This is a genomic window from Streptomyces sp. NPDC107498 (assembly GCF_055582805.1).
Map to the genome: position 1 here is coordinate 25,576 of NZ_JBVJPE010000037.1, position 18,650 is coordinate 44,225.

The 18,650-nt window shown below is 72.1% G+C and carries 18 protein-coding genes and 1 tRNA gene; 15 read left to right on the forward strand and 4 right to left on the reverse strand.

Annotated features, from left to right (window positions below):
* Positions 1-175: 175 nt before the first annotated feature.
* Positions 176-247, forward strand: a tRNA-Val gene (locus tag ACZ66Z_RS35270).
* A 55-nt stretch (positions 248-302) separates the two neighbouring features.
* Here ACZ66Z_RS35270 and ACZ66Z_RS35275 read toward each other — a convergent pair.
* Entirely contained in the window at positions 303-1,031 is a 729-nt protein-coding gene (locus tag ACZ66Z_RS35275; protein WP_469939956.1) for an exonuclease domain-containing protein, read from the reverse strand.
* Between the two features lie 121 nt (positions 1,032-1,152).
* Between ACZ66Z_RS35275 and ACZ66Z_RS35280 the strand changes: the two genes are divergently transcribed.
* From ACZ66Z_RS35280 to thrS, 3 genes are all read left to right on the forward strand, one after another.
* Positions 1,153-1,728 (forward strand): DUF4365 domain-containing protein, encoded by a 576-nt coding sequence (locus ACZ66Z_RS35280; protein ID WP_469939957.1) that lies wholly within the window; start codon positions 1,153-1,155, stop codon positions 1,726-1,728.
* The gene (locus ACZ66Z_RS35285) at positions 1,728-3,041 is read left to right on the forward strand and encodes a serine/threonine-protein kinase (protein WP_469939959.1); all 1,314 of its coding nucleotides are present in this window, start codon (positions 1,728-1,730) and stop codon (positions 3,039-3,041) included. The genes ACZ66Z_RS35280 and ACZ66Z_RS35285 overlap by 1 nt, the downstream gene beginning before the upstream one ends.
* A 143-nt stretch (positions 3,042-3,184) precedes the next feature.
* Positions 3,185-5,161 (forward strand): threonine--tRNA ligase, encoded by a 1,977-nt coding sequence (gene thrS, locus ACZ66Z_RS35290; RefSeq protein WP_469939960.1) that lies wholly within the window; start codon positions 3,185-3,187, stop codon positions 5,159-5,161.
* A 13-nt stretch (positions 5,162-5,174) separates the two neighbouring features.
* On the opposite strand, the gene ACZ66Z_RS35295 is transcribed toward thrS, so the two are convergent.
* Entirely contained in the window at positions 5,175-5,876 is a 702-nt protein-coding gene (locus tag ACZ66Z_RS35295; protein WP_469939961.1) for a potassium channel family protein, read from the reverse strand.
* A gap of 65 nt (positions 5,877-5,941) precedes the next feature.
* Here ACZ66Z_RS35295 and ACZ66Z_RS35300 point away from each other — a divergent pair, with 65 nt between their 5' ends.
* Positions 5,942-6,505: an HIT family protein gene (locus ACZ66Z_RS35300; protein ID WP_469939963.1), complete on the forward strand. Its 564-nt coding sequence runs from the start codon at positions 5,942-5,944 to the stop codon at positions 6,503-6,505.
* A gap of 27 nt (positions 6,506-6,532) precedes the next feature.
* Here ACZ66Z_RS35300 and ACZ66Z_RS35305 read toward each other — a convergent pair whose 3' ends face one another.
* Together ACZ66Z_RS35305 and ACZ66Z_RS35310 are read right to left on the reverse strand one after the other, a co-directional pair.
* Positions 6,533-8,188, reverse strand: coding sequence for a hypothetical protein (locus ACZ66Z_RS35305; protein ID WP_469939964.1), 1,656 nt, complete (start codon positions 8,186-8,188; stop codon positions 6,533-6,535).
* A gap of 175 nt (positions 8,189-8,363) precedes the next feature.
* Complete coding sequence (locus tag ACZ66Z_RS35310) at positions 8,364-10,580, reverse strand: elongation factor G-like protein EF-G2 (RefSeq protein WP_469939966.1); 2,217 nt, start codon at positions 10,578-10,580, stop codon at positions 8,364-8,366.
* A 270-nt stretch (positions 10,581-10,850) separates the two neighbouring features.
* On the opposite strand from ACZ66Z_RS35310, the gene pgsA reads away from it, so the two are divergent.
* From pgsA to ruvB, 10 genes are all read left to right on the forward strand, one after another.
* Positions 10,851-11,513, forward strand: a complete 663-nt coding sequence (pgsA, locus tag ACZ66Z_RS35315; protein WP_469939968.1) for a phosphatidylinositol phosphate synthase — start codon at positions 10,851-10,853, stop codon at positions 11,511-11,513.
* The gene (locus ACZ66Z_RS35320) at positions 11,510-12,424 is read left to right on the forward strand and encodes a phosphatidylinositol mannoside acyltransferase (RefSeq protein WP_469939969.1); all 915 of its coding nucleotides are present in this window, start codon (positions 11,510-11,512) and stop codon (positions 12,422-12,424) included. Before pgsA ends, ACZ66Z_RS35320 begins: the two co-directional genes overlap by 4 nt.
* Positions 12,421-13,575: a glycosyltransferase family 4 protein gene (locus ACZ66Z_RS35325; RefSeq protein ID WP_469939970.1), complete on the forward strand. Its 1,155-nt coding sequence runs from the start codon at positions 12,421-12,423 to the stop codon at positions 13,573-13,575. The genes ACZ66Z_RS35320 and ACZ66Z_RS35325 overlap by 4 nt, the downstream gene beginning before the upstream one ends.
* 126 nt (positions 13,576-13,701) lie before the next feature.
* The gene (locus ACZ66Z_RS35330) at positions 13,702-14,244 is read left to right on the forward strand and encodes a hypothetical protein (RefSeq protein WP_469939972.1); all 543 of its coding nucleotides are present in this window, start codon (positions 13,702-13,704) and stop codon (positions 14,242-14,244) included.
* A 114-nt stretch (positions 14,245-14,358) separates the two neighbouring features.
* Positions 14,359-15,273, forward strand: coding sequence for a pyridoxal 5'-phosphate synthase lyase subunit PdxS (gene pdxS, locus ACZ66Z_RS35335; RefSeq protein WP_184932491.1), 915 nt, complete (start codon positions 14,359-14,361; stop codon positions 15,271-15,273).
* Between the two features lie 6 nt (positions 15,274-15,279).
* Positions 15,280-15,867, forward strand: a complete 588-nt coding sequence (gene pdxT, locus ACZ66Z_RS35340; RefSeq protein WP_469939973.1) for a pyridoxal 5'-phosphate synthase glutaminase subunit PdxT — start codon at positions 15,280-15,282, stop codon at positions 15,865-15,867.
* 63 nt (positions 15,868-15,930) lie between these two features.
* Entirely contained in the window at positions 15,931-16,683 is a 753-nt protein-coding gene (locus tag ACZ66Z_RS35345) for a YebC/PmpR family DNA-binding transcriptional regulator (protein ID WP_361846484.1), read from the forward strand.
* 121 nt (positions 16,684-16,804) lie between these two features.
* Positions 16,805-17,368, forward strand: a complete 564-nt coding sequence (gene ruvC / locus ACZ66Z_RS35350; protein ID WP_469939975.1) for a crossover junction endodeoxyribonuclease RuvC — start codon at positions 16,805-16,807, stop codon at positions 17,366-17,368.
* A complete protein-coding gene (ruvA, locus tag ACZ66Z_RS35355) occupies positions 17,365-17,997 on the forward strand; it encodes a Holliday junction branch migration protein RuvA (protein WP_469939977.1) in 633 nt (210 codons plus the stop codon). Before ruvC ends, ruvA begins: the two co-directional genes overlap by 4 nt.
* Before the next feature lie 27 nt (positions 17,998-18,024).
* A partial coding sequence (gene ruvB / locus ACZ66Z_RS35360) for a Holliday junction branch migration DNA helicase RuvB (RefSeq protein ID WP_469939978.1) occupies positions 18,025-18,650 on the forward strand: 626 nt, incomplete at its 3' end.

Here is an 18,650-nt window from a genome sequence, read left to right on the forward strand (position 1 = left end):
CTCCGGCCACAGGCGGCGGGAATGCGTCCCGGTACTCAGATTCCCGCCTGAGTACGTCCGCGCCGGGGGCACGGACCGGGGTCGGCACCGCTTCCGCCGCGTCCGGCGGCTCGCCGCCCCGCTCGGCGCGGTTTGAACGAAGGGCGCGCGGGCCTGTATGGTTCAACCCGTTCCCGGGCGATTAGCTCAGCGGGAGAGCACTTCGTTCACACCGAAGGGGTCACTGGTTCGATCCCAGTATCGCCCACCGGGAGAGGCCGGTCCGTCGAAAGACGGACCGGCCTTCCGCTTTCTCCGGCCCGTCACGCCGCCGTGCGCAGCTCCGGCCTCAGCGGCCACGCCGGGTCCACCGTCTCCGGCGTGCCCTGCCGGGTGAACCAGGCCTGGAGCCCCCGCGCCTGCGCCGCGTGCCACACCGCCTGGAGCGTGTGGAGCTCCGTCGGCGTCAGCCGTTCGAGACGGGACGAGAAGCGCCGCGCCACCGCCCGCACGACATCCATCGCCGCCGTCGCGTCCGCCGCGGCGTCGTGCGCGCCCGACAGGTCGACCTCGTAGTGGGCGCACAGGTCCGTCAGCGTCCTGCGGCCCTTCCGGTAGCGGTCCAGGTGTTTGTCCAGGACCCGCGGATCGAGCACGCACAGGGGGCTGCCCGCCGTGTAGTCGCCCAGCGTCGACGCCCGGTGCCGACGCAGCTCGCGGTCCAGGATCGTCAGGTCGAACGGCGCGTTCATCACCACCAGCGGTCGTCCCGCCGCCGACTGCTCGGCCAGCGCGCGCGCCAGCTCCTCCATCACCGGGGCCGGCCACCGGCCGTACCGCTGGAGGTGGTCGTCCGTCAGGCCGTGGACGGCCGTCGCGCCCTCCGGCACCGGTATGCCGGGGTTGACCAGCCAGCGCGTCACCCGCGGACGCGCCCCCTCCGTGTCCTGGACGACGAGGGCGGCCGAGACGATCCGGTCCTCCTCGACGTCAACTCCCGTGGTCTCCGTGTCGAAAGCGGCCAGGGGCCCTTCGTACCAGTGCATCGACATCCCCGAACTCCCTGCACACCCGCGGCAGATGGCCAACCCCCTGCCCCGAAACGGTGATACCCGGACTGTTTGCGTCGTACGCGGACCGGTCACAACACAAGGGACGGGGAAGGAAGACGACATGGCGCTCGCCCAGCCCGAGTCGGGAGGGCTGCCGCCCCAGCGGGCGGCGCCGACGCGCGGCTCACTCGCCACCACCGCCTGCATGGAGACCCTTCAGGTGGGATACCTGCACGCCGTCGCCGCAGCGGCCGGCTGCTCGCTGTCCCAGCCCTTTCCGGACAACGGCATCGACTGGCACGTGAGCCACAGCGCTCCCGGGCACACCGTCGACGACGAAGTGACCATCAAGGTGCAGCTCAAGTGCACCTACCAGATAGCACCGCGCCCGCCGGGCGACGCGTCCACCGCGTTCTCGTTCACCCTCGACAACGACCACCTGGTGAAACTCGCCCGGACCCCGGTGTCCGTGCACAAGATCCTCGTCGTGATGCTCGTCCCGAGGTCACAGGAGGACTGGCTGAGGGCGAGCCACGACCGGCTCGACCTGCGGCACTGCTGCTACTGGATCAACCTGGCCGGGCACCCGGTCACGGGACGGCGCCGGACCACCGTGCGCGTCCCGACGACGCGGATCTTCGACGACCGGGCGCTCTGCGAGATCATGACCCGGGTCGGCGTGGGAGGGAGACCTTGATGCACCGACCGATCGACGAACCAGGATTCGGGGACGAGGGGGACGGGGCCGGCCGCGGCTCCGTCCCCCCGCCCTACCGGCCCCACCCGGCGCCCGGCGAGACCCCCGGACCCTGGACCGGCGTCCCCGCCCCGCCCGTCGGACCGTGGGCCGACACCCAGGGCACCCCCGACCCGGGCGGGGTCGACCCGCGGGTCCTCGGCGCGCTGCTCGCCCGGCACGGCTGGCGGCGGCGCGGCGGCGCCGTGGGCCGCTACAGCCGCTGGACGCCGCCCGGCAGCGGCACCGGCACCAGCCTCCTCGTCCCGGAGAGCCGCGCCTTCCCGGACTGCGAGGACCTGCTCGGCGAGGCGCTCACCGCCCTCGCCCGCAGCGCCACGCCCTCCGCCCGCGAGGTCCTCACCGGCCTCTCCGTACCCAGCGACGAGGTCCGCTGGTGGCGCGACGTGCCCCCGGGCCCGGCCGGCACCGTCCCCTGGACCGTGCAGGAGCAGCTCAGGTCCGCCGCCCGCCAGCTCCTCCTCGCCGGCGCCCTCGCGGTGCGCGGCCGGGCCGGCTACCACGGCGCCCGCCACCGCCGGGCCGCCCAGGCCTCCCTGGAGACCGCCGTCGTCGGCGCGGCGCCCGGCGGCCGCGGCCTCACCGCCTTCCTGCCGGTCGAACCGGGCCGCCCGATCGCCGTCCGGCTCTACCACGCGCTCCACGCGGCCCGCGAGGCCACCGACTACCAGCGGGCCACCGGCGGCACGGAGGCCTTCGACGCCGCCGTCGAGGCGGGCGTCAGCCGCGAGCTCACCGAGGCCCTCGTCGCGCTCGTCCGGGGCACCGAAGGCGCCCGCGTCGCCCTGGAGTGGGCGCCGTCCGCCGGCGCGCCCGAGGGGTGCGCGCCCCGGCCCGAACCGGTCGAGTTCTCGCCCGGCGACCTGCCCGCCCTGCGGGAGGCGAGCGCCCGCTACCTGACCGACGAGCCGTCCGTACCGGTCCGGCTCACCGGCGTCGTCGTCCGGATGCGCCGCTCCGGGCCGCGCGGCGAGGGGATCGTACGGCTGCGGGTGCTCGGCGGCGCGGAGGTGCCGCACGTCCGGGTCGCCCTCGACGAGGAGGCGTACCGCACGGCCGGCCACGCCCACCTCGTCGGCCTCCCGATCCGGGTCGCGGGCAGGCTGGAGAGCCGGGGAGGTTTCCGCCGCCTCACCGACGCCACCGGGGTCGTCCCCGTCCAGGTCGACGAGACGGAGCGGGACCGGCTGCTGAAGGGCCTGTACGAGAACCTGGACCTCTTCGAGGAGGCGTGCGGGCCGGACGGGGAGTGAGGGCCGGGGCTGGGCCGGGAAACCCTTTCGCGGGCGGTGCGGACCGCTCGGTAGGATCGGTGACGACGCGGCACCTCGTCTCTGCCGCGCGTCGCCGGCGCCGGCACCTCGTGTCTGCCCGCGCCCTTATGTATGGAGCACCCGTGTCTGATGTCCGTGTGACCGTCCAGTCCGCCTCGGAAGCAGAGGAGAGGGCGGTGAGCGCGGGCACCACCGCCGGCGCCCTGTTCGCCGACGACCGCACCGTCATCGCCGCCCGCGTGGGCGGCGAACTGAAGGACCTGTCGTACGAGCTCGCCGACGGCGATGTCGTCGAGGGCGTCGAGATCTCCTCCCCGGACGGTCTCGACATCCTGCGCCACTCGACCGCGCACGTCATGGCCCAGGCCGTGCAGGAGCTCTTCCCCGAGGCCAAGCTGGGCATCGGCCCGCCGGTCCGGGACGGCTTCTACTACGACTTCGACGTCGAGAAGCCCTTCACCCCCGAGGACCTCAAGGTCATCGAGAAGAAGATGCAGGAGATCCAGAAGCGCGGTCAGCGCTTCGCCCGCCGCGTGGTGACCGACGAGGCCGCCCGCGAGGAGCTGGCGGACGAGCCGTACAAGCTGGAGCTCATCGGCATCAAGGGCTCCGCGTCGACCGACGACGGTGCGAACGTCGAGGTGGGCGGCGGCGAGCTGACCATCTACGACAACCTCGACGCCAAGACCGGCGAGCTGTGCTGGAAGGACCTCTGCCGCGGTCCGCACCTGCCGACCACCCGGAACATCCCGGCGTTCAAGCTGATGCGCAACGCGGCCGCCTACTGGCGCGGCAGCGAGAAGAACCCGATGCTCCAGCGCATCTACGGCACCGCCTGGCCGTCGAAGGACGAGCTGAAGGCACACCTCGACTTCCTGGCCGAGGCCGAGAAGCGCGACCACCGCAAGCTGGGCAACGAGCTCGACCTCTTCTCCGTCCCGGACGAGATCGGCTCCGGCCTCGCGGTCTTCCACCCCAAGGGCGGCATCATCCGCCGGGTCATGGAGGACTACTCGCGCAAGCGCCACGAGGAGGAGGGCTACGAGTTCGTCTACTCGCCGCACGCCACCAAGGGCAAGCTGTTCGAGAAGTCCGGCCACCTGGACTGGTACGCCGAGGGCATGTACCCCCCCATGCAGCTCGACGAGGGCGTGGACTACTACCTCAAGCCCATGAACTGCCCGATGCACAACCTGATCTTCGACGCGCGCGGGCGCTCCTACCGTGAGCTGCCGCTGCGCCTGTTCGAGTTCGGCACCGTGTACCGGTACGAGAAGTCCGGCGTCGTCCACGGCCTCACCCGGGCCCGTGGCTTCACCCAGGACGACGCGCACATCTACTGCACCCGCGAGCAGATGGCGGACGAGCTCGACCGCACCCTGACCTTCGTCCTCAACCTGCTCCGCGACTACGGTCTGACCGACTTCTACCTGGAGCTGTCGACCAAGGACCCGGAGAAGTTCGTCGGCTCCGACGAGGTGTGGGAGGAGGCCACCGCGGTCCTCCAGCAGGTCGCCGAGAAGCAGGGCCTCCCGCTGACCCCCGACCCGGGCGGCGCCGCGTTCTACGGCCCGAAGATCTCGGTGCAGGCGCGGGACGCCATCGGCCGCACCTGGCAGATGTCGACCGTGCAGCTCGACTTCAACCTGCCGGAGCGCTTCGACCTGGAGTACACCGCGCCGGACGGCACCAAGCAGCGCCCGGTCATGATCCACCGCGCGCTGTTCGGGTCGATCGAGCGCTTCTTCGCCGTGCTCCTGGAGCACTACGCGGGCGCGATGCCGCCGTGGCTGGCCCCGGTGCAGGCGACCGGCATCCCGATCGGCGACGCGCACGTCGACTACCTGCACGAGTTCGCCGCCAAGGCGAAGAAGCAGGGCCTGCGGGTGGAGGTCGACTCCTCCTCGGACCGGATGCAGAAGAAGATCCGGAACGCCCAGAAGCAGAAGGTCCCGTTCATGATCATCGCGGGTGACGAGGACATGGCCGCCGGTGCCGTCTCCTTCCGCTACCGCGACGGTTCGCAGGAGAACGGCATCCCCGTCGACGAGGCGATCGCCAAGCTCGCCAAGATCGTCGAGGACCGCGTCCAGGTCTGACGACCCGAGCCGTTCAGGAGGCCCCCGGGGGATCCCCCGGGGGCCTCCTCCCGTCCCCCTTCTCGTCCTCCCGGGCGAACACCTGGATCAGCCAGGACGAGAACGAGCCCGTCACCGCGCCCAGGAGCGCGAGCCCGCAGGCCATCATGCCCACCGCCACCAGTCGGCCCATCGGGGTCACCGGGACCACGTCCCCGTACCCCACCGTCGCGAGCGTCGCGCAGGTCCACCACACGGAGTCCCCGAAGGTGAGGATCGTGGCGCCGGGGGCGTCCCGCTCGTACCGGTAGACGGTGAGCGCCCCCGCGAAGCCCAGCAGGGACGCGCTGAGGCTCGCGTAGACCATCACCCGCCCGTACAGGCTGAACCGCGGTGTGTCGCGACGGCCCTGCAGCCGGTAGTAGAGGTTCACCATGCGCACCGGCCGCAGCAGCGGCAGGGCCAGGACCACCGTGTCGAGGAGGTGGGAGCGGACGAAGCGCAGCACGCCCTGGCCGCTGAGCCGGAGCCGTACCGCGTAGTCCACGCCGAAGACGGCCCAGGCGGCGAGGGTGACGGCGAGGCAGAGGTCGAGCCAGAACCGGGGGAGGTGGGAGCCGGCGAGGATCCGCACCGCGTAGCCGGTCAGGTAGACGCCGGAGGCCACGGCGAGGGGGATCTCCATGCGACGGTCCCAGCGCTCCTGCCGGGGTGGTTTCGGTGGCCTGACGCTCATCGGATCAGCATGGCCGCCGGATGGATCCTCCGCCCCGGCGACACGTTCCGAACGGGCGACGCAATATGCTGCACAGCATGACGACTGAGCCGGAGCAGCAGATCGGAGTGGGGACGCAGGACGCGTTCCAGCGCCTGTGGACGCCTCACCGGATGGCGTACATCCAGGGCGAGAACAAGCCGACCGGGCCGGGGTCGGAGGACGGTTGCCCGTTCTGTGTGATTCCGTCGAAGTCGGACGAGGACGGTCTGGTGATCGCGCGCGGCCAGGGCGTGTACGCGGTGCTCAACCTCTACCCGTACAACGGCGGTCACCTGATGGTCGTCCCGTACCGCCACGTCGCCGACTACACCGACCTCGACGAGGCGGAGACGGTCGAGCTCGCCGCCTTCACCAAGCGCGCGATGGTCGCGCTGCGGGCGGCGTCCGGCGCGCACGGCTTCAACATCGGCATGAACCAGGGCGCCGTCGCCGGCGCGGGCATCGCCGCGCACCTGCACCAGCACGTGGTGCCGCGCTGGGGCGGGGACACGAACTTCATGCCGGTCGTCGGGCACACCAAGGTGCTGCCCCAGCTGCTCGCCGACACCCGGAAGATGCTGGCCGACGCCTGGCCGGCCACCCTGTGAGCCGTTGAGCGCCGCGGGGGACCCGGGTCAGGCGTCGTAGACGTCGGCCTTCTTCGGGCCCGGGTCCTGGACGCTGCCGCTGAGGAACAGCGAGCGGGCGGCGAAGCGCTCCGTGTCCACGTTGTGCTCGTCGAGCACCTTGAGCGCGGCGGCGTGGACGGCCCGGAGGACGGGCGTGGCCATGCGGATGGCGTCGTCGGCCATGAAGCGGTTCTTCCAGAGCGGCCCGGCCCAGACGTGCCGCAGGCCGAACGGCTCGGGCAGGGTCATCTTGCCGCCGAGGAAATCCAGGACCGGCGGGTACCAGGTGAACGGGGCGCGCACCGCGAGCCGCACGATGTCGTTGGTCGTGAGCAGCGGCTGCTGGATCTCCTTCGTCTCCCAGAAGCGGACGGTCTTGGCGACCTCCCTCGTCTTCGCCTTGGGCTTCGTGGTGAAGAGGCCGTGGACGGGGCCGAGCGCGTGGCCGGTGACCTCGATCCGGAGCGTGTGGTGGAGCGAGGTGACGGTGATCATCATGGTGAGGACGAGGTTCCCGTCCCAGAGCGTGAACTGCACGCCGAGGTAGTGACGGTTGCCCGCGCCGAACTGCTGGTCGTTGCAGATGCGCTGTATCTCGTGCGGCTTGACCTGGTAGTGGACGACGTCGTCGCCCTCGGGGCGGGTGACCTCGTCGGCGCCCTCGCCGACCGGGGAGACGATCCAGTGCTTGACGGTCGGCTTGGGGAAGCCGGTCTTCAGCGAGCCGCGCTCCAGGAGCGTCAGCTCGTCGTGGATCCTGCGGATGACGTCCCAGGCGCGGAAGGCGTGGAGCTCCCGGCCGGGCTGGGGGACCAGCTCCTCGGCGAGCGTCCAGCTGCCCCAGCGGGTGCCCAGGCCGAGGATCCCCTTGGTGCCGGCGTAGAAGACGATGTTGGACTGCTGCTCCGCGGAGAGCTTCTCCAGGTTGACCCGGAGGGCCTCCGCCGACTTCTCGCCCGGGTCCTGGGGGACGGACTTGGGGACGTGCGGGCCGATCCCGCCGCCGCCGAGCAGGCCGGACCAGCGATCGCGCAGGTCGATCGCGGCGTTCAGGCAGATGCGGCTCGCGAGGTACCAGCCGACGACCGGGAGGACGACCATCGCGCGCAGGTAGTTCCACAGGAACCCGTCGAAGGGCAGCCTGATCAGGACGAGTGCCCCGAAGAGCCCGGCGGCCCACAGCAGGGCGGTGCCGAGGGCGCTGTTGCGCCTGTTGTCGGAGCCGGAGACGAAGCGGCGCAGCTGGATGACGCCGAGCCAGATCAGCAGTCCGGGCAGGAAGAGGACGCCGCAGAAGAAGGTGACCAGGGTCAGCTTGACGTCGCGCTGCCGGCGCAGGTGGGAGGCTGCGAGGCAGTGCTCGACCACCGGCTGCGGCTCGGCCCCGAAGGACTGGATCAGGGCCTTGCGGGCGCCGCCGAGCATGCGGACCTGGACCGCGCGGCAGAAGGCCTCGCCGAGGTCGGGGCTGAAGAGCCCCCACTTCCCTTCCTTGACCGTGGTCCTGTAGAGCTCGTTGTCGGCTTCCTGGATCGTCTTGAGGGGGCTGTCCCGGTACGCGGCGGACGCGAGCGCGTTCGTCGCGCCCGTACCGCCTCCCGAGTTCTGGAGGGGGATCTGAGCCCCCGGTCCGAAACCGTCGATCGCCACTGCCGCCCCCATCGCGCGCGAGTACCTGTGCGGGCTGTTCCCAACTGCCGCGCCCCGCACACCTTCTGAGCTGGGCACCCCAGCGTAACCGGGTACGGCCTGATGCGTCACGGCCTGTGGATGGCGTCGGCCGAATGACGTCCGCCCGGTGACCGCCGGGCGGACGTCATTCCTGCCGTTCCGCCAACTAGGAGCCCTTTCCGGCCCGTTCGCGGATCTTCGCCGCCAGCTGCGGCGGCATCGGTTCGTGCCGGGCGTAGGAACGGTCGAACCGGCCGGTGCCGTGCGAGATCGAGCGCAGGTCGATCGCGTACCGCCCGATCTCGATCTCCGGCACCTCGGCCCTGACCACGGTCCGCCCGGGACCGGCCTGGTCGGTCCCGACGACCCGGCCGCGCCGCCCCGACAGGTCGCTCATGACCGGGCCGACGTACTCGTCCGGGACGAGGACGTCGACCTGGGCGACCGGTTCGAGCAGGTGGACGGGCACGTCGGCGGCCGCCTCGCGCAGCGCGAGCGCCCCGGCGGTCTGGAAGGCGGCGTCGGAGGAGTCCACCGAGTGGGCCTTGCCGTCCCGCAGGGTGACCCGGATGTCGACGAGCGGATGGCCGGTGGCGAGCCCGCGCGCCGCCTGCGCCCGCACCCCCTTCTCGACGGAGGGGACGAACTGGCGCGGGACGGCCCCGCCGACCACCTTGTCGACGAACTCGATGCCGCTGCCCGGCGGCAGCGGCTCCACGTCGATCTCGCAGATGGCGTACTGGCCGTGGCCGCCGGACTGCTTGACGTGCCGGCCCCGGCCCGAGGCGGCGCTCCCGAAGGTCTCGCGCAGCGCCACCTCGTACGGCACGGCGTCGACCTGCACGCCGTACCGGCCGCGCAGACGTTCCAGGGCGACGTCCTGATGGGCCTCGCCCAGGCACCACAGCACCACCTGCCGGGTGTCCTGGTTCTGTTCGAGCCGCAGGGTCGGGTCCTCGGCGACGAGCCGGGCGAGGCCCTGCGAGAGCCGGTCCTCGTCGGCCTTGCCGTGGGCCCGGACGGCCAGCGGCAGCAGCGGCTCCGGCATGGTCCACGGCTCCATCAGGAGCGGATCGTCCTTGGCGGAGACGGTGTCACCGGTCTCGGCGTGGCCGAGCCGGGCGACACAGGCGAGGTCACCGGCGATGCACGCGGCGAGCGGGCGCTGCTGCCTGCCGAAGGGGGAGGTGAGCCCGCCGACCCGCTCGTCCGCCTCGTGGAGGTCGTGGCCGTCGTGGGACCGGTCCGCGAGCCCGTGGCCGGAGACGTGCACGGTCTCGTCGGGGCGCAGGGTGCCGGAGAAGACCCGGACCAGGGAGATCCGGCCCACGTAGGGGTCGGCGGCCGTCTTGACGACCTCGGCGACCAGCGGCCCCTCGGGGTCGCAGGCGAGCGGGGGACGGGAGCGGCCGTCGGGGGTGGTGACGGTGGGCGCCTCGTGCTCCAGGGGGGAGGGGAAGCCGCCGGTGATCAGCTCCAGGAGTTCGAGGGTGCCGAGGCCCTGCGTCCCGCCGTCGGCGGCGGGGGCGGCCGCGAGCACCGGGTGGAAGGAGCCCCGGGCGACGGCCTTCTCCAGGTCGTCGACGAGGGTCTTCACGTCGATCTCCTCGCCGCCGAGGTAGCGGTCCATGAGGGTCTCGTCCTCGCTCTCGGCGATGATCCCCTCGATGAGCCGGGCGCGGGCCTCCGCGATGAGCTCCCGCTGCGCCCCGTCGGGCGGTTCCTCCCGGCGCACCCCGGAGGAGTAGTCGAAGATCCGCTCCGAGAGCAGGCCGACCAGTCCGGTGACGGGCGCGTGCCCGTCGGCCCCCTCGGTGCCGCGCACCGGCAGGTAGAGGGGGAGGACCGCGTCGGGGTCGTCCCGGCCGAAGAGCTCCGCGCAGACGGCGGTGAGCTCGGTGAAATCGGTGCGCGCGGTGTCCAGGTGGGTGACGACGATGGCGCGGGGCATGCCGACGGCGGCGCACTCCTCCCAGATCATGCGGGTGGAGGCGGCGACGGCGTCGGCCTCCTGGGCGGCCGAGACGACGAAGAGGGCCGCGTCCGCGGCGCGCAGACCGGCCCTCAGCTCCCCGACGAAGTCGGCGTACCCGGGGGTGTCGAGGAGGTTGATCTTGTATCCGCCCCAGCCGACCGGGACGAGGGAGAGCTGTACGGACCGCTGCTGGCGGTGCTCGATCTCGTCGTAGTCCGAGACCGTGGCGCCGTCCTCGACCCGTCCGGCCCGGTTGACCGCCCCCGCGGTCTGCGCCAGGGCCTCGACGAGGGTCGTCTTGCCCGATCCGCTGTGGCCGACCAGCACCACGTTCCGCACGGCCGAGGGCCGGTCGGCCGTAGGAGCCCTGCCGGCGGCCCCGGCGGGCGTCTTCGCCTTGTCACCCATGATGTTTCCTCCCGACTGCTCGCACGGTGCGGCGGGACGCGGGCGCGGGGGAGTGGTGTGTCGCGGTACGGCTCCTGCGGTGCCCGCGGTGGTCCTTCGAGCTTTGCACCGACGCCGGGACGCGTCCATACGTCGTACACGCGGGAGGCTCCCGGAGGGACGCCGACGCGGCGGGGACGGGTGCCCGCCGGTGCGCCGGGACGCGCGTGGCTACGATGGGCGCGCCGGTGGTCGTAGGGGCCGCGCGGCCCACCGAACCTCGGGAAGGCCATGCTGAACAAGTACGCGCGTGCCTTTTTCACGCGTGTCCTCACACCGTTCGCCGCGTTTCTGCTCCGGCGGGGCGTCAGCCCCGACGCGGTCACGCTCATCGGCACGGCGGGGGTGGTGGCCGGTGCGCTGGTCTTCTTCCCCCGCGGAGAGTTCTTCTGGGGCACGATCGTCATCACCCTGTTCGTCTTCTCCGACCTCGTCGACGGCAACATGGCCCGTCAGGCGGGGATCTCCAGCCGATGGGGAGCCTTCCTCGACTCGACGCTCGACCGGGTCGCCGACAGCGCGATCTTCGGCGGCTTCGCGCTCTGGTACGCGGGCAAGGGCGACGACGACGTCCTGTGCGCCGTGGCGATCTTCTGCCTGGCGAGCGGCCAGGTCGTCTCGTACACCAAGGCCCGGGGCGAATCGATCGGCCTGCCCGTCGCCGTGAACGGGCTCGTCGAGCGCGCCGAGCGCCTGGTGATCTCGCTGGTCGCGGCGGGCCTCGCCGGACTCCACGCGTTCGGCGTGCCCGGAATCCAGGTCCTGCTCCCGATCGCCCTGTGGATCGTGGCCGTCGGCAGCGCCGTCACCCTGGGCCAGCGCGTCGTGACCGTGCGCCGGGAATCGGCCGAGGCGGACGCCGCCGCGGCCGGGGGCGGCGGGGCGGCCTCGTGAGCACCCTGAAGGAACGCCTGAGCGACGGCCTGTACGGCGCCGGATGGGCGACCGTGAAGAAGCTGCCGGAGCCGGTGGCGACGGGCCTCGGACGGCGGATCGCCGATTTCGCGTGGAAGCGGCGCGGCAAGAGCGTCCTGCGCCTGGAGTCCAACCTCGCGCGCGTGGTGCCGGACGCCACGCCCGAGCGGCTCGCCGAGCTGTCGAAGGCCGGCATGCGCTCGTACATGCGGTATTGGATGGAGTCCTTTCGGCTGCCGACCTGGAGCAGGGAGCGGGTCGAACGGTCCATCGACGTCAAGGACCGCCACTACCTGGAGGAGGGCCTCGCCTCCGGGCGCGGGGTCGTCCTCGCCCTGCCGCACCTGGCCAACTGGGACCTCGCGGGCGTCTGGGTGACCCGCTCGGTCGGCGTGCCGTTCACGACGGTCGCGGAGCGGCTCAAGCCCGAGTCGCTGTACGACCGGTTCGTCGCCTACCGAGAGTCCCTCGGCATGGAGGTCCTGCCGCACACCGGCGGCTCCGCCTTCGGCACGCTCGCGCGCCGGCTGCGGGCCGGCGGCCTGGTCTGCCTGGTCGCCGACCGCGACCTGTCGTCCTCCGGCACCGAGGTCACGTTCTTCGGGGACACGGCGCGGATGCCGGCGGGCCCGGCGATCCTCGCCCAGCAGACGGGCGCGCTGCTGCTGCCCGTGACGCTCTGGTACGACGACACGCCGGTCATGAAGGGGCGGATCCACCCGCCCGTCGACGTACCCGAGGCGGGTACGCGGGCCGAGAGGACGTCCGTCATGACACAGGCGCTCGCCGACGCCTTCGCCGACGGCATCGCGGACCATCCGGAGGACTGGCACATGCTGCAACGACTGTGGCTCTCGGACCTGGACGAGCGGCGGGGGCCGGACGCGTGAAGATCGGGATCGTCTGCCCGTACTCCTGGGACGTGCCCGGCGGCGTCCAGTTCCACATCCGCGACCTCGCCGAGCACCTCGTCCGCCTCGGCCACGAGGTCTCCGTCCTCGCCCCCGCCGACGACGACACCCCGCTGCCGCCGTACGTCGTCTCCGCGGGCCGTGCCGTGCCCGTGTCCTACAACGGCTCGGTGGCCCGGCTCAGCTTCGGCTTCCTCTCCGCCGCGCGGGTCCGCCGCTGGCTGCACGACGGCACCTTCGACGTCGTCCACATCCACGAGCCGACCTCGCCGTCGCTCGGGCTGCTCACCTGCTGGGCGGCGCAGGGGCCGATCGTGGCCACCTTCCACACCTCGAACCCGCGCTCGCGGGCCATGATCGCCGCGTACCCGATCCTCCAGCCGGCCCTGGAGAAGATCAGCGCCCGCATCGCGGTCAGCGAGTACGCGCGGCGCACGCTCGTCGAGCACCTCGGCGGCGACGCGGTCGTCATCCCCAACGGCGTCGACGTCGACTTCTTCGCCCGCGCCGAGCCGAAGAAGGAGTGGCAGGGCGAGACCCTCGGCTTCATCGGCCGCATCGACGAGCCGCGCAAGGGCCTGCCCGTCCTCATGCGGGCCCTCCCGAGGATCCTCGCCGAACGGCCCGGCACCAGGCTCCTCGTCGCCGGGCGCGGCGACGAGGAGGAGGCCGTGGCCTCGCTGCCCGCCGAGATGCGCTCCCGGGTGGAGTTCCTCGGCATGGTCAGCGACGAGGACAAGGCGCGGCTGCTGCGCAGCGTCGACGTGTACGTGGCGCCCAACACCGGCGGCGAGAGCTTCGGCATCATCCTCGTCGAGGCGCTGTCCGCCGGCGCGCCCGTCCTCGCCTCCGACCTGGACGCCTTCGCGCAGGTCCTCGACCAGGGGGCGGCGGGCGAACTCTTCGCCAACGAGGACGCCGACGCGCTCGCGGACGCGGCGATCGCGCTCCTCGGGGACGGGGAACGGCGCGCGGAACTCAGCGCCCGGGGCTCGGCGCACGTGCGGCGCTTCGACTGGTCGACGGTGGGAGCGGACATCCTCGCCGTGTACGAGACGGTGGCGGACGGGGCGGCGGCGGTGGACACGGACGAACGGACGGGCGGCCTGAGGGCCCGGCTGCGGCTGTAGGCCGGACCCCGCCCCGCGCGGGTGATCGCCCGTGCGGGGCTGTCGCCCGTGGCGGGTGCGGTGGGTGCCCGTGCGGGAGGATCGCCCATGACGGGTGCGGGCGCCGCCCCGGTAGCCTGTGCGCCCGTGACCGAAACCCTGATCTGGACCGTCGTCGCGCTGATCTTCATCGGCGTCTATCTGAGCTGGACCGCCGGACGGCTCGACCGGCTGCACTCGCGCATCGACGCCGCCCGCGCCGCCCTGGACGCGCAGCTCCTGCGCCGGGCCTCGGTCACCCAGGAGCTCGCCACCTCCGGCGTCCTCGACCCGGCCGCCTCGATCGTGCTGTACGAGGCCGCGCACGCGGCCCGGCAGGCGGAGGAGGACCACCGGGAGGTCGCCGAGAGCGAGCTGAGCCAGGCGCTGCGGGCCGTCTTCGGCGAGCCGGAGCAGGTGGAGCTCGTACGGGAGGCGCCCGGTGGCGAGGAGGCCGCGGGGGAGCTGGCCGCGGCCGTGCGCCGGGTGCCGATGGCCCGCCGCTTCCACAACGACGCCGTCCGGGCCGCCCGCGCCCTGCGCCGCCACCGCAAGGTCCGCTGGTTCCGGCTCGCAGGCCACGCCCCCTTCCCCCTGGCCTTCGAAATGGACGACGAGCCGCCCGTGGCCCTTGCTGATCGTCCGGCCTGACCCTCGTAGCCTGGGAAAACGATCCACCGGGTCCACATTGGCCCTTGATGTGGACCCCAGGTGGCCTGTTTCCTCGTCTTGTCGTCAACCCCCGTTGTCACGAGTGAGGTATCCGTGTCCACCACGCCTTCCACCACCTTCCAGTCCCCCGAGACCGGCACCGCGCGCGTCAAGCGCGGCATGGCCGAGCAGCTCAAGGGCGGCGTGATCATGGACGTGGTCAACGCCGAGCAGGCGAAGATCGCCGAGGACGCCGGCGCCGTGGCCGTCATGGCCCTGGAGCGGGTCCCCGCGGACATCCGCAAGGACGGCGGCGTCGCCCGCATGTCCGACCCGAACATGATCGAAGAGATCATCGGCGCGGTCTCCATCCCGGTCATGGCCAAGTCCCGCATCGGCCACTTCGTCGAGGCCCAGGTCCTGCAGTCCCTCGGCGTCGACTACATCGACGAGTCCGAGGTCCTGACCCCGGCCGACGAGATCAACCACTCCGACAAGTGGGCCTTCACGACCCCCTTCGTCTGTGGCGCCACCAACCTGGGCGAGGCCCTGCGCCGCATCGCCGAGGGCGCGGCCATGATCCGCTCCAAGGGCGAGGCCGGCACCGGCAACGTCGTCGAGGCCGTCCGCCACCTGCGCCAGATCAAGAACGAGATCGCCAAGCTGCGCGGCTTCGACAACAACGAGCTGTTCGCCGCCGCCAAGGAGCTGCGCGCCCCGTACGAGCTCGTCAAGGAGGTCGCCGAGCTCGGCAAGCTGCCGGTCGTGCTGTTCTCCGCCGGTGGCGTCGCCACCCCCGCCGACGCCGCGCTCATGCGCCAGCTCGGCGCCGAGGGCGTCTTCGTCGGCTCCGGCATCTTCAAGTCGGGCGACCCGGCCAAGCGCGCCGCCGCCATCGTGAAGGCCACCACCTTCTACGACGACCCGAAGGTCATCGCGGACGCCTCCCGCAACCTGGGCGAGGCCATGGTCGGCATCAACTGCGACACCCTCCCCGAGTCCGAGCGCTACGCGAACCGGGGCTGGTAAGCACCCATGAGCACGCCCGTGATCGGTGTCCTGGCCCTCCAGGGCGACGTACGGGAGCACCTGATCGCCCTGGCCGCGGCGGACGCCGTGGCCAGGCCGGTCCGGCGCCCCGAGGAGCTCGCCGAGGTCGACGGCCTGGTCGTCCCCGGCGGTGAGTCCACCACCATCTCCAAGCTGGCCGACCTCTTCGGCCTGATGGAGCCGCTGCGCGAGCGGATCGCGGGCGGCATGCCCGTGTACGGCACCTGCGCCGGCCTGATCATGCTCGCCGACAAGATCCTCGACCCGCGCTCGGGCCAGGAGACCTTCGGCGGTATCGACATGATCGTCCGCCGCAACGCCTTCGGCCGCCAGAACGAGTCCTTCGAGGCCGGTGTCACCGTGGCGGGCATCGACTCCCCCGTCGAGGGCGTCTTCATCCGCGCCCCGTGGGTGGAGTCGATCGGCGCTCGGGTCGAGGTGCTCGCCGAGCACGAGGGGCACATCGTCGCCGTCCGTCAGGGCCGGGCCCTCGCGACCTCCTTCCATCCCGAACTCACCGGCGACCACCGCATTCACGAGCTCTTCGTGGACATGGTGCGCGCCGAACGGTGACGCGATCCCGGTAGGATCTCTGGGGTTCGTTCAAGAAGTTGGTTACGCGAAGGAGACAGGCAGATGTCCGGCCACTCTAAATGGGCTACGACGAAGCACAAGAAGGCCGTGATCGACGCCAAGCGCGGCAAGCTCTTCGCGAAGCTGATCAAGAACATCGAGGTCGCGGCCCGGACCGGCGGCGCCGACCTCGACGGCAACCCGACCCTCTTCGACGCCGTGCAGAAGGCGAAGAAGCAGTCGGTCCCGAACAAGAACATCGACTCCGCGCTCAAGCGCGGCGCGGGTCTCGAGGCCGGCGGCGCCGACTACGAGACGATCATGTACGAGGGCTACGGTCCGAACGGCGTCGCGGTGCTCATCGAGTGCCTCACCGACAACCGCAACCGCGCCGCCTCCGACGTGCGCGTGGCCATGACCCGCAACGGCGGCTCCATGGCGGACCCGGGCTCGGTCTCGTACCTGTTCAACCGCAAGGGCGTCATCGTGCTCCCCAAGGGCGAGCTGTCCGAGGACGACGTGCTGGAGTCGGTGCTCGAGGCCGGCGCCGAGGAGGTCAACGACCTCGGCGAGTCCTTCGAGATCATCAGCGAGGCCACCGACCTGGTCGCGGTCCGCACCGCCCTCCAGGAGGCCGGCATCGACTACGACTCCGCCGAGTCGAGCTTCGTCCCGACCATGCAGGTCGAGCTGGATGAAGAGGGCGCGCGCAAGATCTTCAAGCTGATCGACGCGCTGGAGGACAGCGACGACGTGCAGAACGTCTTCGCCAACTTCGACGTCAGCGACGAGGTCATGGCGAAGGTCGACGCCTGATCGCGGTCTTCTCAGCAGCGGGCCGACGGGACACACACCCCGTCGGCCCGCTGCGTTGTCAGTGCCGGCCGATAGCCTGCACAAACAGACTTGCGACAGAGAAGAACGGGAAGGGGGCGTCGTGCGCGTACTCGGAGTGGACCCCGGACTGACCCGCTGCGGCGTCGGCGTCGTCGAGGGCGTCGCCGGCCGGCCCCTGACCATGCTCGGCGTCGGCGTCGTCCGCACGGCGGCGGACGACGACATCGGCGTCCGCCTGGTCGGCATCGAGCGCGGCATCGAGGAGTGGCTCGACCGCTTCTCTCCCGAACTCGTCGCCGTGGAGCGGGTGTTCAGCCAGCACAACGTACGTACGGTGATGGGCACGGCCCAGGCCAGCGCGGTCGCCATGCTCTGCGCCTCCCGGCGCGGCATCCCCGTCGCCCTGCACACCCCCAGCGAGGTCAAGGCCGCCGTCACCGGCAGCGGCCGCGCCGACAAGGCCCAGGTCGGCGCGATGGTGACCCGACTGCTCCGGCTCTCCGCCCCGCCCAAGCCGGCCGACGCCGCCGACGCCCTCGCCCTCGCCATCTGCCACATCTGGCGGGCCCCCGCCCAGAACCGGCTGCAGCAGGCCGCCGCCCAGAACCGTCTCCAGCAGGCCGCCGCCCGGCACGCCTCCGCAGTGAAAGGCCGAACCCGATGATCGCCTTCGTCAGCGGCCCCGTCGCCGCCCTCGCCCCCACGACCGCCGTCGTCGAGGTCGGAGGAGTGGGCATGGCCGTCCAGTGCGCGCCGAACACCCTCGCCGGCCTGCGCCTCGGTGAGCACGCCCGGCTCGCCACCTCCCTCGTCGTCCGCGAGGACTCCCTCACCCTGTACGGCTTCGCCGACGACGACGAGCGGCAGGTCTTCGAGCTCCTCCAGACCGCCAGCGGCGTCGGCCCCCGCCTCGCCCAGGCCATGCTCGGGGTGCACAGCCCCGACGCGCTGCGCCTCGCCTTCGCCACCGGCGACGAGAAGGCCCTCACCGCCGTCCCCGGCATCGGCAAGAAGGGCGCCCAGAAGCTCCTGCTCGAACTGAAGGACAAGCTCGGCGCCCCCCTGGGCAGCAGCGGCCTGGTCGGCGCCCAGCGCGCCGCCGCCTCCGGCCCCGCGCCGTGGACCGAGCAGCTGTCCGCCGCCCTGATCGGCCTCGGCTACGCGAGCCGCGAGGCCGAGGAGGCCGTCAGCGCGGTCACCCCGCAGGCCGAGGCCGCCCTCGCCGAGACCGGCACCGCGCCCGTGCCGCAGCTGCTCCGCGCCGCCCTGCAGACCCTCAACCGGGCCCGCTGACCTCCCGTACGAAGGAAGACCATCACCGTGAACTGGGACGACGACAGCACCGCCGAGTCGGACGCGCGCATCGTCGGCGCCTCCGCGGAGGGCGACGACCAGGCCGTCGAGGCGGCCCTGCGCCCCAAGGACCTCAGCGAGTTCGTCGGCCAGGAAAAAGTCCGCCAGCAGCTCGACCTGGTCCTCAAGGCCGCCCGCCAGCGCGGCGCCACCGCCGACCACGTACTGCTCTCCGGCGCCCCCGGCCTCGGCAAGACCACCCTCTCGATGATCATCGCCGCCGAGATGAACGCGCCGATCCGCATCACCTCCGGCCCCGCCATCCAGCACGCCGGCGACCTCGCCGCGATCCTCTCCTCCCTCCAGGAGGGCGAGATCCTCTTCCTCGACGAGATCCACCGGATGTCCCGGCCCGCCGAGGAGATGCTCTACATGGCGATGGAGGACTTCCGGGTCGACGTCATCGTCGGCAAGGGCCCCGGCGCCACCGCCATCCCGCTCGAACTGCCGCCCTTCACCCTGGTCGGCGCCACCACCCGGGCCGGACTCCTGCCGCCCCCGCTGCGCGACCGCTTCGGCTTCACCGCGCACATGGAGTTCTACGACCCGGCCGAGCTCCAGCGCGTGATCCACCGCTCCGCCGGACTCCTCGA